This window comes from Tardiphaga sp. (assembly GCF_044336785.1).
In the GTDB taxonomy this organism is placed as follows: domain Bacteria; phylum Pseudomonadota; class Alphaproteobacteria; order Rhizobiales; family Xanthobacteraceae; genus Tardiphaga.
Window position 1 is genome coordinate 1 of the sequence record NZ_JBIIOT010000043.1, and the last position, 16,015, is coordinate 16,015.

17 protein-coding genes are annotated in these 16,015 nt (G+C 62.3%); 5 read left to right on the forward strand and 12 right to left on the reverse strand.

Features of this window, described 5'->3' with window-relative positions:
- The 3 genes from ACIQ2A_RS13955 to ACIQ2A_RS13965 form a co-directional block, all read left to right on the forward strand.
- The coding region (locus tag ACIQ2A_RS13955) for an ABC transporter permease subunit (RefSeq protein ID WP_398480059.1) at positions 1-478 on the forward strand (478 nt) is incomplete at its 5' end.
- Between the two features lie 9 nt (positions 479-487).
- Positions 488-2,125 carry an ABC transporter ATP-binding protein gene (locus ACIQ2A_RS13960; protein WP_398480061.1) on the forward strand — a complete coding sequence of 546 codons (1,638 nt, stop codon included), beginning with the start codon at positions 488-490 and terminating at the stop codon, positions 2,123-2,125.
- 4 nt (positions 2,126-2,129) lie between these two features.
- Positions 2,130-2,777: an NUDIX domain-containing protein gene (locus tag ACIQ2A_RS13965; protein ID WP_398480063.1), complete on the forward strand. Its 648-nt coding sequence runs from the start codon at positions 2,130-2,132 to the stop codon at positions 2,775-2,777.
- Here the strand turns inward: ACIQ2A_RS13965 and ACIQ2A_RS13970 are convergent.
- Both ACIQ2A_RS13970 and ACIQ2A_RS13975 read right to left on the reverse strand, forming a co-directional pair.
- Entirely contained in the window at positions 2,761-3,603 is an 843-nt protein-coding gene (locus ACIQ2A_RS13970; protein ID WP_398480065.1) for an NlpC/P60 family protein, read from the reverse strand. The two genes, ACIQ2A_RS13965 and ACIQ2A_RS13970, sit on opposite strands and share 17 nt — an antisense overlap.
- Positions 3,596-4,978 (reverse strand): leucyl aminopeptidase family protein, encoded by a 1,383-nt coding sequence (locus ACIQ2A_RS13975; RefSeq protein WP_398480067.1) that lies wholly within the window; start codon positions 4,976-4,978, stop codon positions 3,596-3,598. The genes ACIQ2A_RS13970 and ACIQ2A_RS13975 overlap by 8 nt, the downstream gene beginning before the upstream one ends.
- 166 nt (positions 4,979-5,144) lie before the next feature.
- On the opposite strand from ACIQ2A_RS13975, the gene ACIQ2A_RS13980 reads away from it, so the two are divergent.
- Positions 5,145-5,954 carry a tetratricopeptide repeat protein gene (locus ACIQ2A_RS13980; RefSeq protein ID WP_398480069.1) on the forward strand — a complete coding sequence of 270 codons (810 nt, stop codon included), beginning with the start codon at positions 5,145-5,147 and terminating at the stop codon, positions 5,952-5,954.
- 11 nt (positions 5,955-5,965) lie between these two features.
- On the opposite strand, the gene ACIQ2A_RS13985 is transcribed toward ACIQ2A_RS13980, so the two are convergent.
- The 10 genes from ACIQ2A_RS13985 to ACIQ2A_RS14030 all read right to left on the reverse strand — a co-directional run bounded on the left by ACIQ2A_RS13985 (position 5,966) and on the right by ACIQ2A_RS14030 (position 14,778).
- Complete coding sequence (locus ACIQ2A_RS13985; RefSeq protein ID WP_398480071.1) at positions 5,966-6,940, reverse strand: type II secretion system F family protein; 975 nt, start codon at positions 6,938-6,940, stop codon at positions 5,966-5,968.
- Between the two features lie 9 nt (positions 6,941-6,949).
- On the reverse strand, positions 6,950-7,924 hold the full coding sequence (locus ACIQ2A_RS13990; protein ID WP_398480073.1) for a type II secretion system F family protein: 975 nt from the start codon (positions 7,922-7,924) through the stop codon (positions 6,950-6,952).
- An 11-nt stretch (positions 7,925-7,935) separates the two neighbouring features.
- On the reverse strand, positions 7,936-9,375 hold the full coding sequence (locus ACIQ2A_RS13995; protein ID WP_398480075.1) for a CpaF family protein: 1,440 nt from the start codon (positions 9,373-9,375) through the stop codon (positions 7,936-7,938).
- 21 nt (positions 9,376-9,396) lie between these two features.
- Positions 9,397-10,668 carry a CpaE family protein gene (locus ACIQ2A_RS14000; RefSeq protein ID WP_398480077.1) on the reverse strand — a complete coding sequence of 424 codons (1,272 nt, stop codon included), beginning with the start codon at positions 10,666-10,668 and terminating at the stop codon, positions 9,397-9,399.
- Positions 10,665-11,396: a CpaD family pilus assembly protein gene (locus tag ACIQ2A_RS14005; protein WP_398480079.1), complete on the reverse strand. Its 732-nt coding sequence runs from the start codon at positions 11,394-11,396 to the stop codon at positions 10,665-10,667. Before ACIQ2A_RS14005 ends, ACIQ2A_RS14000 begins: the two co-directional genes overlap by 4 nt.
- Positions 11,397-11,410: 14 nt before the next feature.
- Positions 11,411-12,853: a type II and III secretion system protein family protein gene (locus tag ACIQ2A_RS14010; protein ID WP_398480081.1), complete on the reverse strand. Its 1,443-nt coding sequence runs from the start codon at positions 12,851-12,853 to the stop codon at positions 11,411-11,413.
- Positions 12,854-12,876: 23 nt separating this feature from the next.
- On the reverse strand, positions 12,877-13,671 hold the full coding sequence (cpaB, locus tag ACIQ2A_RS14015) for a Flp pilus assembly protein CpaB (RefSeq protein WP_398480084.1): 795 nt from the start codon (positions 13,669-13,671) through the stop codon (positions 12,877-12,879).
- 122 nt (positions 13,672-13,793) lie between these two features.
- Positions 13,794-14,318, reverse strand: coding sequence for a prepilin peptidase (locus tag ACIQ2A_RS14020; protein ID WP_398480086.1), 525 nt, complete (start codon positions 14,316-14,318; stop codon positions 13,794-13,796).
- 75 nt (positions 14,319-14,393) lie between these two features.
- The gene (locus ACIQ2A_RS14025) at positions 14,394-14,528 is read right to left on the reverse strand and encodes a hypothetical protein (protein WP_398480088.1); all 135 of its coding nucleotides are present in this window, start codon (positions 14,526-14,528) and stop codon (positions 14,394-14,396) included.
- Positions 14,529-14,613: 85 nt separating this feature from the next.
- Positions 14,614-14,778 (reverse strand): Flp family type IVb pilin, encoded by a 165-nt coding sequence (locus ACIQ2A_RS14030; RefSeq protein WP_398480090.1) that lies wholly within the window; start codon positions 14,776-14,778, stop codon positions 14,614-14,616.
- A 288-nt stretch (positions 14,779-15,066) separates the two neighbouring features.
- Between ACIQ2A_RS14030 and ACIQ2A_RS14035 the strand changes: the two genes are divergently transcribed.
- The gene (locus ACIQ2A_RS14035; RefSeq protein ID WP_398480092.1) at positions 15,067-15,915 is read left to right on the forward strand and encodes a sterol desaturase family protein; all 849 of its coding nucleotides are present in this window, start codon (positions 15,067-15,069) and stop codon (positions 15,913-15,915) included.
- Positions 15,916-16,015: the final 100 nt, after the last annotated feature.

Below are 16,015 nucleotides of genomic sequence, written 5' to 3' on the forward strand. Positions count from 1 at the left end.
CTCGATTCCCTCGCTCTATCTGCTGCTAATCCTGTCGGCAGTGCTGGTGCCGGGTTTCTTCGTGCTCCTTGGCATCCTGCTGTTGTTCTCGTGGGTGTCGCTGGTCGGCCTCGTCCGCGCCGAATTCCTGCGCGGCCGCAATTTCGAATATGTCACCGCCGCCCGTGCCCTCGGCGTCTCCAATCGCAGCATCATGGTGAGGCACCTGCTGCCCAACGCCATGGTCGCCACCATGACCTTCCTGCCATTCATCGTGTCGTCGTCAGTGATGACCCTGACAGCGCTGGATTTCCTCGGCTTCGGCCTCCCGCCTGGTTCGCCATCGCTTGGCGAGTTGCTGTCGCAAGGCAAGGCCAATGTGCAGGCGCCTTGGCTCGGCTTTACGGGCTTCTTTGCAGTGGCGATCATGTTGTCGCTGTTGATCTTCATCGGCGAAGCGGTGCGCGACGCTTTCGACCCGCGCAAGACGTTCAGGTAGGGCTGCGATATGGACGCCATCAATCAGCCACTGCTCGACGTTCGGGATCTGTCTGTCGCCTTCCATCAGGGCGGCAACACGTCAGTCGCTGTCAACAAAGTCTCGTTCGACATCAAGCGGGGCGAATGCGTTGCGCTGGTCGGGGAGTCCGGGTCGGGTAAATCCGTAAGTGCACTGTCGATTTTGAAGCTACTGCCTTATCCGATGGCCTCGCATCCATCGGGCGGCATTCGCTTCAAGGGGCACGAGTTGCTCGGCATGTCTGAGAACGACATCCGCGCCATCCGCGGCAACGATATCTCGATTATCTTTCAGGAGCCGATGACCTCGCTCAATCCGTTGCACACGATCGGTGCGCAGATCGGCGAAATCCTGCAGCTCCATAACGGCATGCGCGGCGCGAAAGCGAAGGCGCGGGTGATCGAATTGTTGACCCAGGTCGGCATTCCCGATCCCGAGACCCGGCTCGGCAGCTATCCGCATCAGCTGTCCGGCGGCCAGCGCCAGCGCGTGATGATCGCCATGGCGCTTGCGAACGAACCGGATCTCCTGATCGCCGACGAGCCCACCACTGCGCTCGATGTCACCGTGCAGGCACAGATTCTCGCGCTGCTCGCCGATATCCGCCAGCGGCTTGGCATGAGCCTTCTGTTCATCACCCATGATCTCGGCATCGTTCGCCGGATCGCCGAGCGCGTCTGCGTGATGAAGAATGGCGAGATCGTCGAGCAAGGGCCTGTCGAACAGGTTTTCACCTCGCCGCAGCATCCCTACACCAAGGCATTGCTCGCCGCCGAGCCGAAACCGGATCCGGCGCCGCCGCAGCCTGATGCGCCGGTGGTGATGTCCACCGATGATCTGAAGGTTTGGTTTCCCATCAAGCGCGGCTTGCTGCGCAAGACCATCGGTCATGTGAAGGCGGTCGATGGCGTCAGCGTCAAGATCCGCAAGGGCGAGACGCTCGGCGTCGTCGGTGAATCCGGCTCGGGAAAGACGACGCTTGGCCTTGCGCTGCTACGCCTGATCTCGTCGCAGGGGCCGATCGTGTTTCTCGGCAAGGATATCCAGGGCCTGCAGTTTAAGCAGATGCGGCCGTTCCGGCGCGACATGCAGATCGTGTTCCAGGATCCTTTTGGTGCACTCAGCCCGCGCATGTCGGTCGGCGACATCATTGCCGAAGGGCTCACGGTGCATCAGCGCGAACTGTCCGACGACGAGCGCGAGGCGCGCGTGGTCAAAGCACTCGTGGATGTCGGCCTCGATCCGGCGACGCGCTTCCGCTATCCGCATGAATTCTCCGGCGGCCAGCGCCAGCGCATCTCGATTGCGCGCGCCGTGGTGCTGGAGCCGAACTTCGTGGTGCTGGACGAGCCAACCAGTGCGCTCGACATGCTGTTCCAGGCGCAGATGGTCGATCTCCTGCGCGAACTCCAGCGCAAGCGCGACCTGACCTACATGTTTATCTCCCACGATCTCCGCGTCGTCGCCTCGCTGGCGAGCCATCTGATCGTGATGCGCCATGGCAAGGTGGTGGAAGAAGGACCCGCCGCCGAACTCTTCAAGAATCCGAAATCCGACTACACCCGCGCGCTGTTTGCCGCCGCCTTCCGCATCGAGGCGGTGCCGGGCGGCGCGGTGGCGCAATAACACCATGGCTGTCGAAGACAAAAGTGCGATCGCCGACCGCGTGATGGATGTCGCGGTCTCGCCGCCGGTCACGGTGGCGAAAGGCTATCTGCCTTACGAGCGTTATGACGTGGCGATCATTCGCGACGACGACGAGACGCTGCGACAGCAGCGCGACGTGTTGCGGGCCGGCCGGGTTGCAGCTGTGCTTCCCGTCGATCTTCGCCGCGGCGAAATCGTTCTGCTCCGCCAGTTCCGCTTGCCCGCGCATCTGGCCACGGGGCGCGGCGAGATGGTCGAGATCGTTGCCGGCCGCGTCGATGGCGATGAGAGCGCCATCGCGGCTGCTGCTCGGGAATGCCATGAGGAAATCGGTGTTGCGCCGGATCGCTTGATCGAACTCTATAGCGTGTTGCCGACGCCGGGCATCACCGATGAATTCGTCACGTTCTTCCTCGGTTTCATTGATAGCAGCAAAGTGCCGTTGCGCGGCGGTCTTGCCGATGAGCACGAAGACACCCGCCCGTTTATCGTTACGATCGATGCCGCCATCGCTGCCCTCGATCAGGGGCAGATCTTCAACGGATTGATGGTCAGCGCCCTGCAATGGCTGGCGTTGCACCGGGATCGCTTGCAGGATTATTGCGAACGGGCGGTCAGTCCAGTCGCTTGATGCTCGTCACGTCGCTGCCGGTCGCGGCGATCCGTGCGATGGCGCTCTTGGTGTCCTCGATCGCCGTCATCATGTGATGCGCATTGGCATGTACGATCGTATCGGCATCGCGGACGATGGCGACATGACCTTTCCAGAAAATCAGGTCGCCGCGCTTGAGGCTTTGTATCTCGGTTGCGTTCAGAGCACGTCCGAGCCCGCTCTCCTGCATATCGCTGTCGCGCGGGCAGCCGGTGCCCGCAGCTGTAAGCGCAATCTGCACGAGGCCGGAGCAGTCGATGCCGAGGCTGCTCTTGCCACCCCACAGATAGGGCGTGCCGACAAAGCGTTCGGCCACGGCGACGAAATCTGGCTCAACGAACGAGAGCTCGGTCACATGCTGCTTCGGAATGTGATGGCCATTGCTGGCCACAGCGAAGGCATCGGTCATTTTAACAATGGAGAGTTGCGCCCCCAGCGGCAGCGTATCCATGGGCGGAATTTTGATCGACGGACCGGGGAAGGCGAACGTGCGCAGTGCCGTCACCTTATGCGTGGGGGCAGGACTGGGCGGATACAGTGCAAGATCGGAGATCCAGCCCACATAGCCATCGGCATTGAGCTGTCCCCAGGCCCAGCCTTCCTCATTGCGGTCATAGATCGTGAATCGTTCACCACGCAGCGCCTGCGTATCCAGCATCGCGCCCGCAAACGGATCGCGTCTTACCGAGGTGACGCCTTCGGTGATCTCGTATTCCTCGCCGGTCACGAATCGCGCGGCCTCGACCTTGCCTTCGAGATATTTTGCGGCGACATCCGGCCGCGCGGGCGTCAGGCGCTTATCCATAGCGCTGGCTCAGCAAGGCATAGATCGCACGCGCAGCCTGGCATTCGCCACCTTCGGGGCGCGCCGGCTTGGCCGAGGGCGTCCAGCCATAGATGTCCACATGCAGCCAGCTCTTTGCCGATTCGACGAAGCGCTGCAGGAACAGCGCGCAGGTGATCGAGCCGGCAAACCCGCCCGATGGTGCGTTGTTGATATTGGCGACTTTCGAATCCAGCCACGCGTCATAGGGCGCCCAGAGCGGCAATCGCCATAGCGGATCATTCTGCTCCTTTGCAGAGCGTGCGACATCGAGGGCGAGGTCTTCGTCATTGGTGTAGAATGGCGGTAGCTCCGGCCCGAGTGCGACGCGTGCAGCACCGGTGAGCGTGCCGAGATCGATCAGCAGATCCGGTTTCTCTTCGTCGGCGAGCGCCAATGCATCGGCGAGCACGAGACGGCCTTCGGCATCGGTGTTGCCGATTTCAACCGTCGGGCCTTTACGAGACTTGAAGACATCGAGCGGGCGGAAGGCATTGCCGGCGACGGCGTTCTCCACCGCCGGGATCAACACGCGTAACCGCACCTTCAGCTTCGCATCCATGATCATCAGCGCGAGCGCGAGGACATTGGCGGCGCCACCCATGTCCTTCTTCATGATCAGCATGCCCGACGACGGCTTGAGATCGAGCCCGCCGGTGTCGAAGCAGACGCCTTTGCCGACCAGCGTCACTTTCGGATGTGCCGGATCGCCCCAGGAAAAATCGATCAGGCGTGGCGCGCGAGTCGAGGCCATGCCGACGGCGTGGATGAGCGGGAAATTCTGGGTGACGAGATCGTCGCCGGTGATGCAGTTGAAATTGGCGCCGAACCGGGTGGCGAGGTCCTTCGCTGCCTGCGCTAGTTCTTCGGGGCCCATGTCGTTGGAAGGCGTGTTGATCAGATCGCGTGCCAGGGCCGCGGCTTCGGCCATGCGGCTGATTTCGGCGATGTCGATATCGGTCGGTGGCACCAGCTTCACCTTTGGGGCTTCATTGATGCGATAGCGGCCGAAGCGATAGCTGCCGAGGGCGAAAGCGAGGACCGCGAGGCGTGTATCATGCGGTGCATTGGCGAAGCGGTAGCTGCCGGCTGGCAGCAATCCCGGCAGCGTGCCGGGCCGGAACAAGTCGCGATGCGTCGCGCCTGCATCTTCAAGCCCAAACAGCACCTGTGCGATCGCGCCATCCACATCGGGCAGAGCGAGCCAAGCGCCGGGCTTGCCGCTGAAGCCATTGGCGGTGGCAAACGCCTTCGCGGCGGCGGGCAGCGTCGCCAAGATCTCCGGCCATGTGCTCTTGGTCACGAACGTGATCGGGATCGCAGGCTTGGTCGGGGAGGCGTCGAAGGCTGAATGCATGACTTGGCTCGCAACTGAAGGGAGGGCCGTTATGCGGCCGCACGCGTCAAGAGGTGGTAACCGGGGATATGGCACCGGATGGTCCGATTAACCAGCCATTAGGGTTAACACTCTATTGCTGGCGCATTCGGTTCGTCCGTTCGCATCATCGTTGAGTCAAAGTGCCATGCGTCAGCCCTTCTGTCTTGCGCGGTTTCTCGCGACTGCGGCCACCACGGCAATTCTGGCCGCAGGCCTCGCCGGCTGCAAGACGACCGGCCTGTCGGATGTCACCGGTTCCGTGAGCCCGCGCGCTGAAGCGCCGCCTCCCGTGAGCCAGGCTGCCGATCCACGCGACATCGAGGCTTATGGCGAGCGCTTCCGCGCCAATCCGCGCGATCCGGACGTAGCGTTACGCTATGGCCAGGCGCTGCGCGCCAATGGGCAGCGCGCCCAAGCCGTTTCGGTATTCGAACAGGCGACGCTCAACAATCCCGGCAACAAGGCGCTGGTGGCTGGCTACGGCCGCGCCCTTGCTGATGCAGGCAGCTTCGAACGTGCTTTCGAGGTGCTCGGCACGGCGCACACACCGGCCAATCCGGATTGGCGGATTCTGTCGGCGCAGGGCGCTGCCCTGGATCAGATGGCCCGTCACGACGAAGCCCGGCGCTACTATGCCAATGCGTTAAAGATCCGGCCCGAGGAGCCTTCGGTGCTGTCGAATCTCGGCCTGTCCTATATGCTGTCGAAGGATCTGCCCCAGGCTGAGGCTGCGCTGCGTCGCGCGCAGCAGGGACGCGGCAATGTCGATCCGCGCGTGCGGCAGAATCTTGGTCTCGTTGTCGGTCTGCAGGGCCGCTTCAGCGAAGCCGAAACCATCGTGCGCGCCGATCTGCCGCCGGACGAAGCGGCGGCCAATGTGGCTTATCTCAAGCAGATGCTGAACAATCGTGGCGGAGCTAAGTTCAGCGGCCAGGACGACGCGAAGCGCTCGTAAGCGCTTCATCGTTACTGCATGGCGGCGACCTTGATGCCGGTCGGTCCGAGAATGACCACGAACAGCACCGGCAGGAAGAACAGGATCATCGGCACGGTGAGCTTCGGCGGCAGCGCTGCCGCCTTCTTCTCCGCTTCGTTCATGCGCATGTCGCGGTTTTCCTGGGCCATCACGCGCAAGCTCTGGCCGAGCGGCGTGCCGTAGCGCTCCGATTGCATCAGCGCGAGACAGACCGACTTCACGCCTTCGAGCCCGGTGCGCTTGGCGAGATTCTCGTACGCCACCTTGCGGTCCTGCAGATAGGACAGCTCTGCCGTGGTCAGCGTGAATTCTTCGGCGAGGGCCACCGATTGCGAAGCGATCTCGATAGAGACGCGGCGGAACGCGACTTCGATGGACATGCCGGATTCGATACAGATCAGCAACAGATCGAGCGCATCAGGAAAGGCACGGCGGATCGAGAGCTGGCGCTTGGTGATGGCATTCTTGAGGAAGATCATCGGCGCCTGCATGCCGAACCAGGCGGCGCCGACGCACATGCCGATCTTGATGGGTAGCGATTGCTCCATCCGCGAGATCACGAACACATATAGTACCGCCATGACCAGAAAGACGATCGGCGTGACGAGGCGGAAAAACAGGAAGGTGACATAAGGCGCCTGGCCGCGATAGCCGGCCATCACCAGCTTGTCGAGCGCAGCCTCCTGCGCCAGCCATTTGGTCAGGTTGAAATCACTGACGACCTTGGAGACGAGTTGCTTCGGCGTCTGCCGCAGCGACACTTTTCCGCTATTGGCCAGGCGATCGCGCTCGCGCTGGCGCAGCCGCTCGCGTTCGCTCGCGACAGCTTTCATCCGCTTGGTGAGGCCGTCGCTGACGAACAGCGGCACCAGCAGCGTATAGGCAGTGGCCGTCACGGCAATGGCCGCCATGAGCATCATCATGAAGCGGGTGTCGTGCAGCTTTGCGATCAGCAGATCAACCATGTTGCACCATCAGAAATCGAAATTGATCATCTTCTTCATGACGAAGATGCCGCAGGACATCCACACCACGCAGCCCGCCAGCATCAGACGGCCGGTTTCATGAGTCCACAGCAGCGAGATGTAGTCGGGCGTGCTCATATAGACGAGCAGCATCACGATCGGTGGCAGCGAGCCGATGATGCCGGCGGAGGCCTTGGCTTCCATCGACATCGCCTGGATCTTCTCTTTCATCTTCTTGCGATCGCGCAGCACCTTTGACAGGTTGCCTAGCGCTTCCGACAGGTTGCCGCCGGACTTTTGCTGGATCGCGATCACGATGCCGAAGAAATTGGCCTCGGGCAGCGGCATGCGCTCATAGAGCCGTGCGCAGGCCTCGCCCAGCGGCATGCCGATGGTCTGGGTTTCGATGATGGCGTTGAACTCGCTGCGCAGCGGCTCCGGCGCATCGGCGGCCACGACTTTCAGCGAATCGAACAGCGGCAGGCCGGCCTTGATGCCGCGCACGACGACGTCCACGGCATCGGGCAGCGCCTTCAGGAAAGCATCTTCGCGGCGCTTCTTGAGAAAGCCGAGCACCCAGCGCGGCAGGCCGAAGCCAGCCGCAAAAGCGAGACCGGCACCGGCCAGCAGGCCGCCGCCGAACATCACGGTCATCGCGAATGCAAACAGGCCCAGGATGCCGGAGATGACGAGAAATTTCTGCTCGCTCCAGTCAAGCCCGGCCTGGGTGATGCGGATCCCCAGTGGAACCTTGCTCTTTTCCTTGTTGCGGGCTTCGACTTCTTTCAGCGACGTTTCGACCTGATCGCGCTTGGAGCGCTGCGCGCGATCGGCGGAGCGGATCTTCGGCTCCGGCCGCGCGATCGAGGAGCGGCGCTCCTCGGCTTTCTTTTCGCCGGACAGCTGCGGATAGAGGAAGACCCATGCGAGTCCGCCGACCGCGACGGTGGCCATGAAGGCCAAAGCGAGCGCCTGCATGTTCATCGGCTGCTCCTCTAGATATTCGCAGCGACTTCGGCGGCATCGAGTGCCGCGGCGAGCCGCTTTTCTTCACCGTAATAGCGTGCACGTTCCCAGAATTTCGGCCGGCCGATGCCGGTCGAGCGATGACGGCCGATGATGCCGCCATTGGCGTCCTCACCGACGATGTCATAGAGGAATACGTCCTGGGTGATGATGGTGTCGCCTTCCATCCCCATCACCTCGGTGATGTGCGTGATGCGGCGCGAGCCGTCGCGCAGGCGGGCGGCCTGCACGATGACGTCGATAGAGGCGCAGATCATCTCGCGGATGGTGCGCGAGGGCAGCGAGAAGCCGCCCATGGTGATCATGGATTCGCAGCGCGACAGCGCTTCGCGCGGATTGTTGGCGTGCAGCGTGCCCATCGAGCCGTCATGGCCGGTGTTCATGGCCTGCAGAAGGTCGAACGCTTCCGGGCCGCGGACTTCGCCGACGATGATGCGTTCGGGGCGCATACGCAGGCAGTTGCGGACGAGCTCGCGCATGGTCACCTGGCCCTCGCCTTCGATATTCGGCGGGCGGGTTTCCAGGCGCACCACATGCGGCTGCTGCAGCTGCAGTTCCGCGGCGTCCTCGCAGGTGATGACGCGCTCGTCTTCGTCGATATAGTTGGTCAGGCAGTTCAGCAGCGTGGTCTTGCCGGAGCCGGTACCGCCCGAAATCAGGACGTTACAGCGCACGCGGCCGATGATCTGCAGGATCTGCGCGCCTTCCGGCGAGATGGCACCGAATTTGACCAGCTGATCGAGGGTCAGCTTATCCTTTTTGAACTTACGAATCGTGAGCGCGGGACCATCGATCGCCAGCGGCGGCACGATGGCGTTGACGCGTGAGCCATCGGCAAGACGGGCGTCGCAGATCGGCGACGATTCATCGACACGGCGCCCGACCTGGCTGACGATGCGCTGACAGATGTTCAGCAACTGCTGATTGTCGCGGAAGCGGATGCCGGTCTTCTGGATGCGACCGGCGACTTCGATGAACACCGTGCCGGCGCCGTTGACCATGATGTCGGCGATGTCGTCGCGCGCCAGCAGCGGTTCCAGCGGGCCATAGCCGAGCACGTCGTTGCAGATATCGTCGAGCAGTTCCTCCTGCTCGGCGATCGACATCACGATATTCTTGATCGCGATGATCTCGTTGACGATGTCGCGGATTTCCTCGCGCGCGGATTCGCCATCGAGCTTGGCGAGCTGCGCAAGGTCGATCGCTTCGATCAGCGCGCCGAAGATGGTTGCCTTGACCTGATAATAGTTGTCGGAGCGACGCTCGGCGACCGGCGGCGCAGGCGCGCGCGCCGGCGACAGCGGCGGAGACGCGACGGCAGGCGCAGGCGCTACGCTCGGCGCTGCCGGCGGAGGGCTGGGCCGAGGCGCACGAAGATCGGGCTCTGTTCCACTACGCTTACCAAACACGACTCAACTCCTTGCAGGTCGTCACTTCGACCGCAACTTCTCCAGCAGCGGGGCGAGGAAGGATCCTCGCGGCTTTTTCGTCTCGCCGCGGCCGGTGAGCCGTTGGGCGATCTGCAGGAACATCTCGGTGGTGCGATGATTGGCGGAAACTTCCGCAATCATCTGTCCGTTATTGGCAGCAGCGCCAAAAATCTGCGGCTCGAACGGGATCGTCGCAATCGGCGGCGTCTCGATGGCCTTGGCGAATTCAGCCGCGCTGATTTCCGGGCGCTTCGGCACGCCGACCTGGTTGAGGCAATAGAGCGGCGGCCGGTCATTCGGCCGCGCGGCCTTGATCAGGTCATACATGTTCTTGGTGTTGCGCAGATTGGCGAGATCCGGCGAAGCGACGATGAGAATGTCGTCGGCGCCGATCAGCGCACGCTTGGTCCAGCCGGTCCATTGATGCGGCACGTCGAGCACGATGCAGGGCATGGTCGAGCGCAGCGTATCGAAGATCGAATCGAACGCCTCGGTGCCGAAATCATAGACGCGCTCCAGCGTGGCCGGCGCGGCCAGCAGGCTGAGATGGTCGGTGCATTTCGACAGCAGGCGGTCGATGAAGGCGGTGTCGATACGGTCGGGCGAGAACACTGCATCCGCAATGCCCTGCGGCGGATCCTGGTTGTAATCGAGGCCGGCGGTGCCGAAAGCGAGATCGAGATCGGCGACGACGGAATCCAGTGCCAGATCGCGCGCGATCGCCCAGGCGACGTTATGCGCGATGGTGGATGCGCCGACGCCGCCCTTGGCGCCGACCACGGCGATGATCCGGCCGACGGCCTTGGCTTCAGGGGCCGAGAACAGGCCACAGATTGAACGGACGACGTCGATGGTCACGACCGGTGCGATCACGTAATCGCTGACGCCGCGGCGAACCAGCTCGCGATACAGCGTGACGTCATTGACCTTGCCGATCACGATGACACGCGTGCCGGCATCGCAGACGGTGGCGAGATGGTCGAGCCCGCCGAGAATATCGGTGCGCGGCTCGGCTTCGAGCAGGATCACATTCGGCGTCGGCGCCGTGCGATAGGCCTCGATGGCGGCGGCCATGCCGCCCATCTGGATCTTGAGATGGGTCTTGCCCAGCCGACGGTCTTCACCGGCGGCCTGCACGGCGGCGGCGGTTTCGACGGTTTCGCAGAATGCCTGGATCGAGACCCGGGGCGCTGGCGCGATATGCTCGTCCGCGGCCGTGGTCGGCGTGGCGGAGGGCAGTTCGTCGTCGGTCTTTTGCGCGTAACTGATCATTGGCCCACGCTGCTGATCTTGCCCTTATCCGCATCGGGATAAGTGGTGGCTGTGCCCTGGCCCTGGCGATACTTGTCGAGACCGAAGGTGCGGCGCGCGGCGTAGACAGGCGTCTCCGCGCGCGGTTGCACCAGATCGGACGGGTTCGACACCATGGCCGCGAGATTGCGCTGCGAGGCGCAACCGAGATTATAGTAAGGCCGGTTCGACATATAGCTCTTGTTCTTGATCGAGGCGCTGAGATCCTCCGGCCAGGTGCCGCAGGGACCAGCGGTCGCTCCGATCAGGGGATAGCCCACGCGGATCGTCGCGAACTGGCGTGGGTCGTTCGGCGTATAGTTGCGGCTCGCGATGGCATTCGGTGGCACGCCGGCGGCAGCGAGCAGCGAATAGACTTCGCGCCTGGAATCCTGCGCAGCGCGCGCGTTCGGCGTCTGCGCTGGCACCTCGACGGTGATCACGCCGGTGCCTTCGCGCAACCAGTTCTGTCCGAGGGCGACGACGTCGGCGCGCTGCGGCGCCGTCAGGCCGCCGCGGAAGCTGCCGACAAACACGTCGATGCTGTGCAGCCGCTCTTCCACCACGATCGGGTGGCGCTGACGATAGTCGAAAGGAACACTCGTTGCGAGGTCATCCTGTGCAACGGTCTTGCAGCCGCCGAGCGCGGCGGTGACACCGACGACTGCGGTCAGAATGGCGAGGCGTGAGTTTCTTTTGCTCTGGGTCATCTGTTTTTCCCGCCTCAATCCGTGATGAAGCCGAAGGCGCCGCGATAGCCGCGGGCCGGCTCGGGCTTGCGGCCCGGTACGCCATAGATGCGATTGACGGTGCCGAGGAAGTCCGCTTGCGGATCGGACGCATCGACGAAGCCGTCATCCGGCCGCGACAGGTCTTTCTGCGCCACGGCGCGGACCACGTAAGGGGTCACGATCACCATCAGCTCGGTATTGTTGTTGACATAGTCGCGGCTCTTGAACAGCGCACCGAGCACCGGCACCTGTGCCATGCCGGGCAGGCCGCTCATCGCCTGCTTGGTCTGCTGCTTGATCAAGCCCGCCATGGCCATCGAACCGCCCGACGGAATCTCGAGCGTGGTGTCGGCGCGGTTGGTCTTGATCGCGGGGATTTGCGTGCCGCTGATGGTGACCGAGTTTTCCTGCGACAGTTCCGAGACTTCGGTGGAGACGCGCAGGCTGATGCGGCCTTCGCTCAGCACCACCGGCGTGAAGCCGAGCGAGATACCGAACTTTTTGAAGGAGATCGAAACGGTACAGATACGGGTGGTGGGATCGCAGGTATTGCCGCCTGGGATCGGGAATTCACCACCCGCTAGGAAGTTTGCGGTTTCACCCGAAATCGCGGTCAGGCTCGGTTCGGCCAGCGTGCGGATGACGCCGGCATTCTCCATCGCCTTCAATGTTGCGGTGATTGATGGGCCGCTGCCGAAAGAGGCAGCAATCGAATTGCCATCGACCAGGGTCTTGCCGCTGGCTGTGAACGGATTGGTGTTGTTGAAATTGACGACCGAGGTGCCGTAGCTCAGCTTGCCCGACAGATCGACGCCGAGCTGCTTGACGATGTTGCGCTGAACTTCTGCGACCGTGACCTTGAGCATCACCTGGTCGCGGCCGCGCACCGAGATGTTGTTGACCACCTTGTCCATGCCGCCGGCAAGCCGCGCGGCGAGATCGGCAGCCTGCTGGGCCTCGACCTGACTGGCGGCCGAGCCCATCAGCATGATGCCGTCGCCGAGACCTTCGACGCGGATATCAGCGGTCGGCATTGTTTGCTTCAGCGCGGCACGGATGCCGTTGAGATCGCGTGTCACTGCGATGTCGTAGGCGGCAATCTGCTGGCCGGCGCTATCGAAGAAGATGATATTGGTCTGGCCGACAGTGGCGCCGATGATGTAGGCACGTTGGGCCGAGCGAACCACCGCATTGGCAATCTTCGGATCGGCGACGAGCACGTCCTTCACGTCGCGCGGCAGGTCGATCACCACCGACTTCCCGATGCCCAGCGGCAGGAAGCGCGCGTTCAGCTGCCCCGCACCAGCAGCCTGGTCAAAGCTACGATCTGCCGCATCGGCGACAGGCAGCGCAGAGCCGAGCGTCAGCGCGGCGATGGCTGTCACCGAGAGCGCGCGTGCCATCAGGCTCCGCATCGATCCGCTCGTGGTTGTCATCGGCTTCATCGTCTGCGCCCTCGTCACTTCGTGACCGTCGCGGTCGACGAAACGCCGTACCGGACGATGTTGATGGTGCTACCGCGGCGGCGGGTAGCGGGATCCTCGCTGGGTGTTTCCGGCGCGTTGGCGTCGGCAAGCGCGCGCAGCGCGAGCGAAAGCGTGCCGCTCTGGCGGGCGCGTGCCAGCAATTCAGCCTGTTCCGGCTTCAATTCGAGCGTCGCGGTCTTGCCGACCACGTTGTTCTGCCCGTCCTTCTCCTTCGGCGCCTGATCGATGGCGAGCACGCGGATATTGCTGAGAATGATCTCGGACATCACATTGTCGGCGCCACCGCTGTCGGGGCCCTTGTCGCGCTTGGACAGGATCACATCGACGCGGTCATTCGGGAGGATGAAGCCGCCGGCACCGGTTTCCGGTGAGATTTCAGTGGAGACGGCGCGCATGCCCGAGGGCAGCACGGCGGCCATGAAGCCGGAGCCGTTGGCGCGCACGAGCTTCGCCTCGCGGATGGGTTCACCTGCGATGAAAGGCGAGCGTGCAATCGCGCCGGCCATCTGCGTCATCGCTTCAGGGCGTGTGTTGCGCGCGATCACATTGGCGCTGGCGGCGCTGCTCGGCCACGACTGCCACTGCATGTCGTCCGGGCCGATCGGCTGGCCCAGCGCGATATCGCCCTTGGCGACGAGGACGTCGGTGGTGGGGAGTTGTGCGACCTGCGGAGGAGGGGGCGGAGCGTCCGATGAGCTGGCGAGGTATAGCGCCACGCTGCCAGCACCGAGTGCAATGGCGAGGACCACAATACGTGCGGTATTCATACGCTTCACTTTCCACATTACGCTGCGACGCAGGCGCCGCTGTAGGGTGGAGTTGAGCAGTTATTCGTCAAAGCATGGTTAATGAGCGGTATCTAAATCGAGTTAACGATTTCTGGTCGGTATCAACCTAACGCGAGGCGGCTGAGATCGACGGCTTTGATCCACTGGGTCTCCGGATAAACCAGCAGCGCGCCGAGCGCGAGTGCGACGCCATAAGGGATGCCGCTGTCCTTGTGATGCAGGCGCAGCAGCCATTCCTGACGGCTCAGCGGGGACGGCAGCGGCCATTGCCTAGCCTGCAGCAGCAGCAGCGTCAGCGCGCCACCGAACAGCGACGCATAGACGAGATATTCCAGCAGGTGATCGAAGCCGAACCACAGTCCGGCGCAAGCGGCGAGCTTGGCGTCGCCGCCGCCGATCCAGCCGAACGAGAAACATGCGAAGGCGATGACCAATACGAGGCCGCCTGCGCCGAGATGCAGCAGGGCCGTGGAGGAGCTCATGCCGCCGAAAAAGGCGAGAAAGGCGAAGCCGGCGATCAGCAGCATCGAGATCCGGTTCGAGATCGTCATCGTGAAAAGGTCGCTGATCGCGGCATAGGCCATCAGGCCTGGAAACAGCAGGAGACGCGTCAAATCGAGGATCATGGCTTTAACGGTCCGTGCGGCAACGACGGCAAAGCGTAGCCCGCAGAAATGAATAATCGGAAAACAAGAGATTGTTTACCAAACCGCCGCGATCCGCGCGATCACGGCAGCCAGCGCCAGCACGAGCGCGATACAGACAAGTCCGGCGGGCTCGCGCAGCGACATCTCGATCGCGTCGAGCAAGGGGCGTTGGGTCGCATTGTGTCTCATCGGCACGGCCTGGTACGCATATTGAAACTGTCCAACAAAAAAGGCTCCGGAAATCCGGAGCCTTTCTTGCAATCACGCCTCGAGCTTACTTCAGCGAGGTGTTGATCGAGCTGAACTTGCCGTTCAGGTTGGTGCCGAGGCCGTTGACGACGGCGATGATGGCGAGCGAGATGCCGGCAGCGATCAGGCCGTATTCGATCGCGGTGGCGCCAGACTCATCCTTCAGAAAACGCGAAACGAGGTTCTTCATAATACAAAACTCCATATGTGCACGTGGCTGTCGATCTTAGATGCCTGGTCTCCCCGGCGTTCTCAGCACCGTGACCATGTGCAGACCCTAGAAGTTTCGGATTGCAGTGCGGTTAATTCGATTGATGAAAGTCGATAGCATTTGTCTCTTCTTGTGCACGGTAAATGTCTACTTAAGACCATTCTAGAATGACTTAGGTGTCATCACACCACGCTTTCCCAACTTGGTTTATCGGTCCTTAAGTATGCGCCGGTAACTCTGAGGCGAGAAAACTGGTGAGATTCGGAAATGTCTTCATTGCCCATGGAAGTGCTGCACATGTTCGGCGACACCCTTCTGAAGGTGGTGCCGATCACGATCGCTATCGCTCTGGTCTTCACGGTGCTCACGCATTTCTGGGCATGCAATCCTGGCAAGCCCTGGTGGCGCAAGACCGAGATCGTCACCGACATCTGCTATTGGTTCTTCGTTCCGTTGATCACACGGGTCGTCCGCATCGGCCTTCTCGTGCTTGGAGCAGCCGTGGTGTTCAACATCCACGATCCGGACGAGTTGATCGCTTTTTACGAAAATGGCCACGGGCCGTTGGCGCAATTGCCGCTCTGGGTGCAGGCGATCCTGTTCCTCGTGGTCTCGGACTTCCTGCTCTACTGGTTCCACCGCATGTATCACGGCGGCGAGTTCTGGAAGTACCACGCCATCCATCATTCGTCGGAAGAAGTCGACTGGATCTCGGCGGCGCGCTTCCACCCGGTCAATCTCTTCCTTGGTACGGTCGCCGTCGATGTGGTGCTGCTGATGGCTGGCATCTCGCCCAACATCATGCTGTGGGTCGGTCCGTTCACGACGTTCCATTCGGCCTTCGTCCACGCCAATCTGAACTGGACACTCGGGCCGTTCAAATATGTCCTCGCCACCCCGGTCTTTCACCGCTGGCATCACACTTCGCTGGAGCAGGGGGGCAATACGAATTTCGCCGGCACTTTCCCGCTCTGGGACATCCTGTTCGGCACGTTTCGGATGCCCGAGGGTGTGCTGCCGGACAATTACGGTGTCGATGGCGAGCCGCTGCCGAAGGAAATCGGAGGCCAATTGGCCTATCCGTTCCGGCAATTGAGCTCCGCAGCCAAGCAATAATGTGATCGAGCCCGGCGCCTTCGCCGGGCTTCGTCGTTAGGGGGCGACGCAATCGATACCGTCGTTTCCTGTTCCTTCACCAATTAACGGCACATTTGCC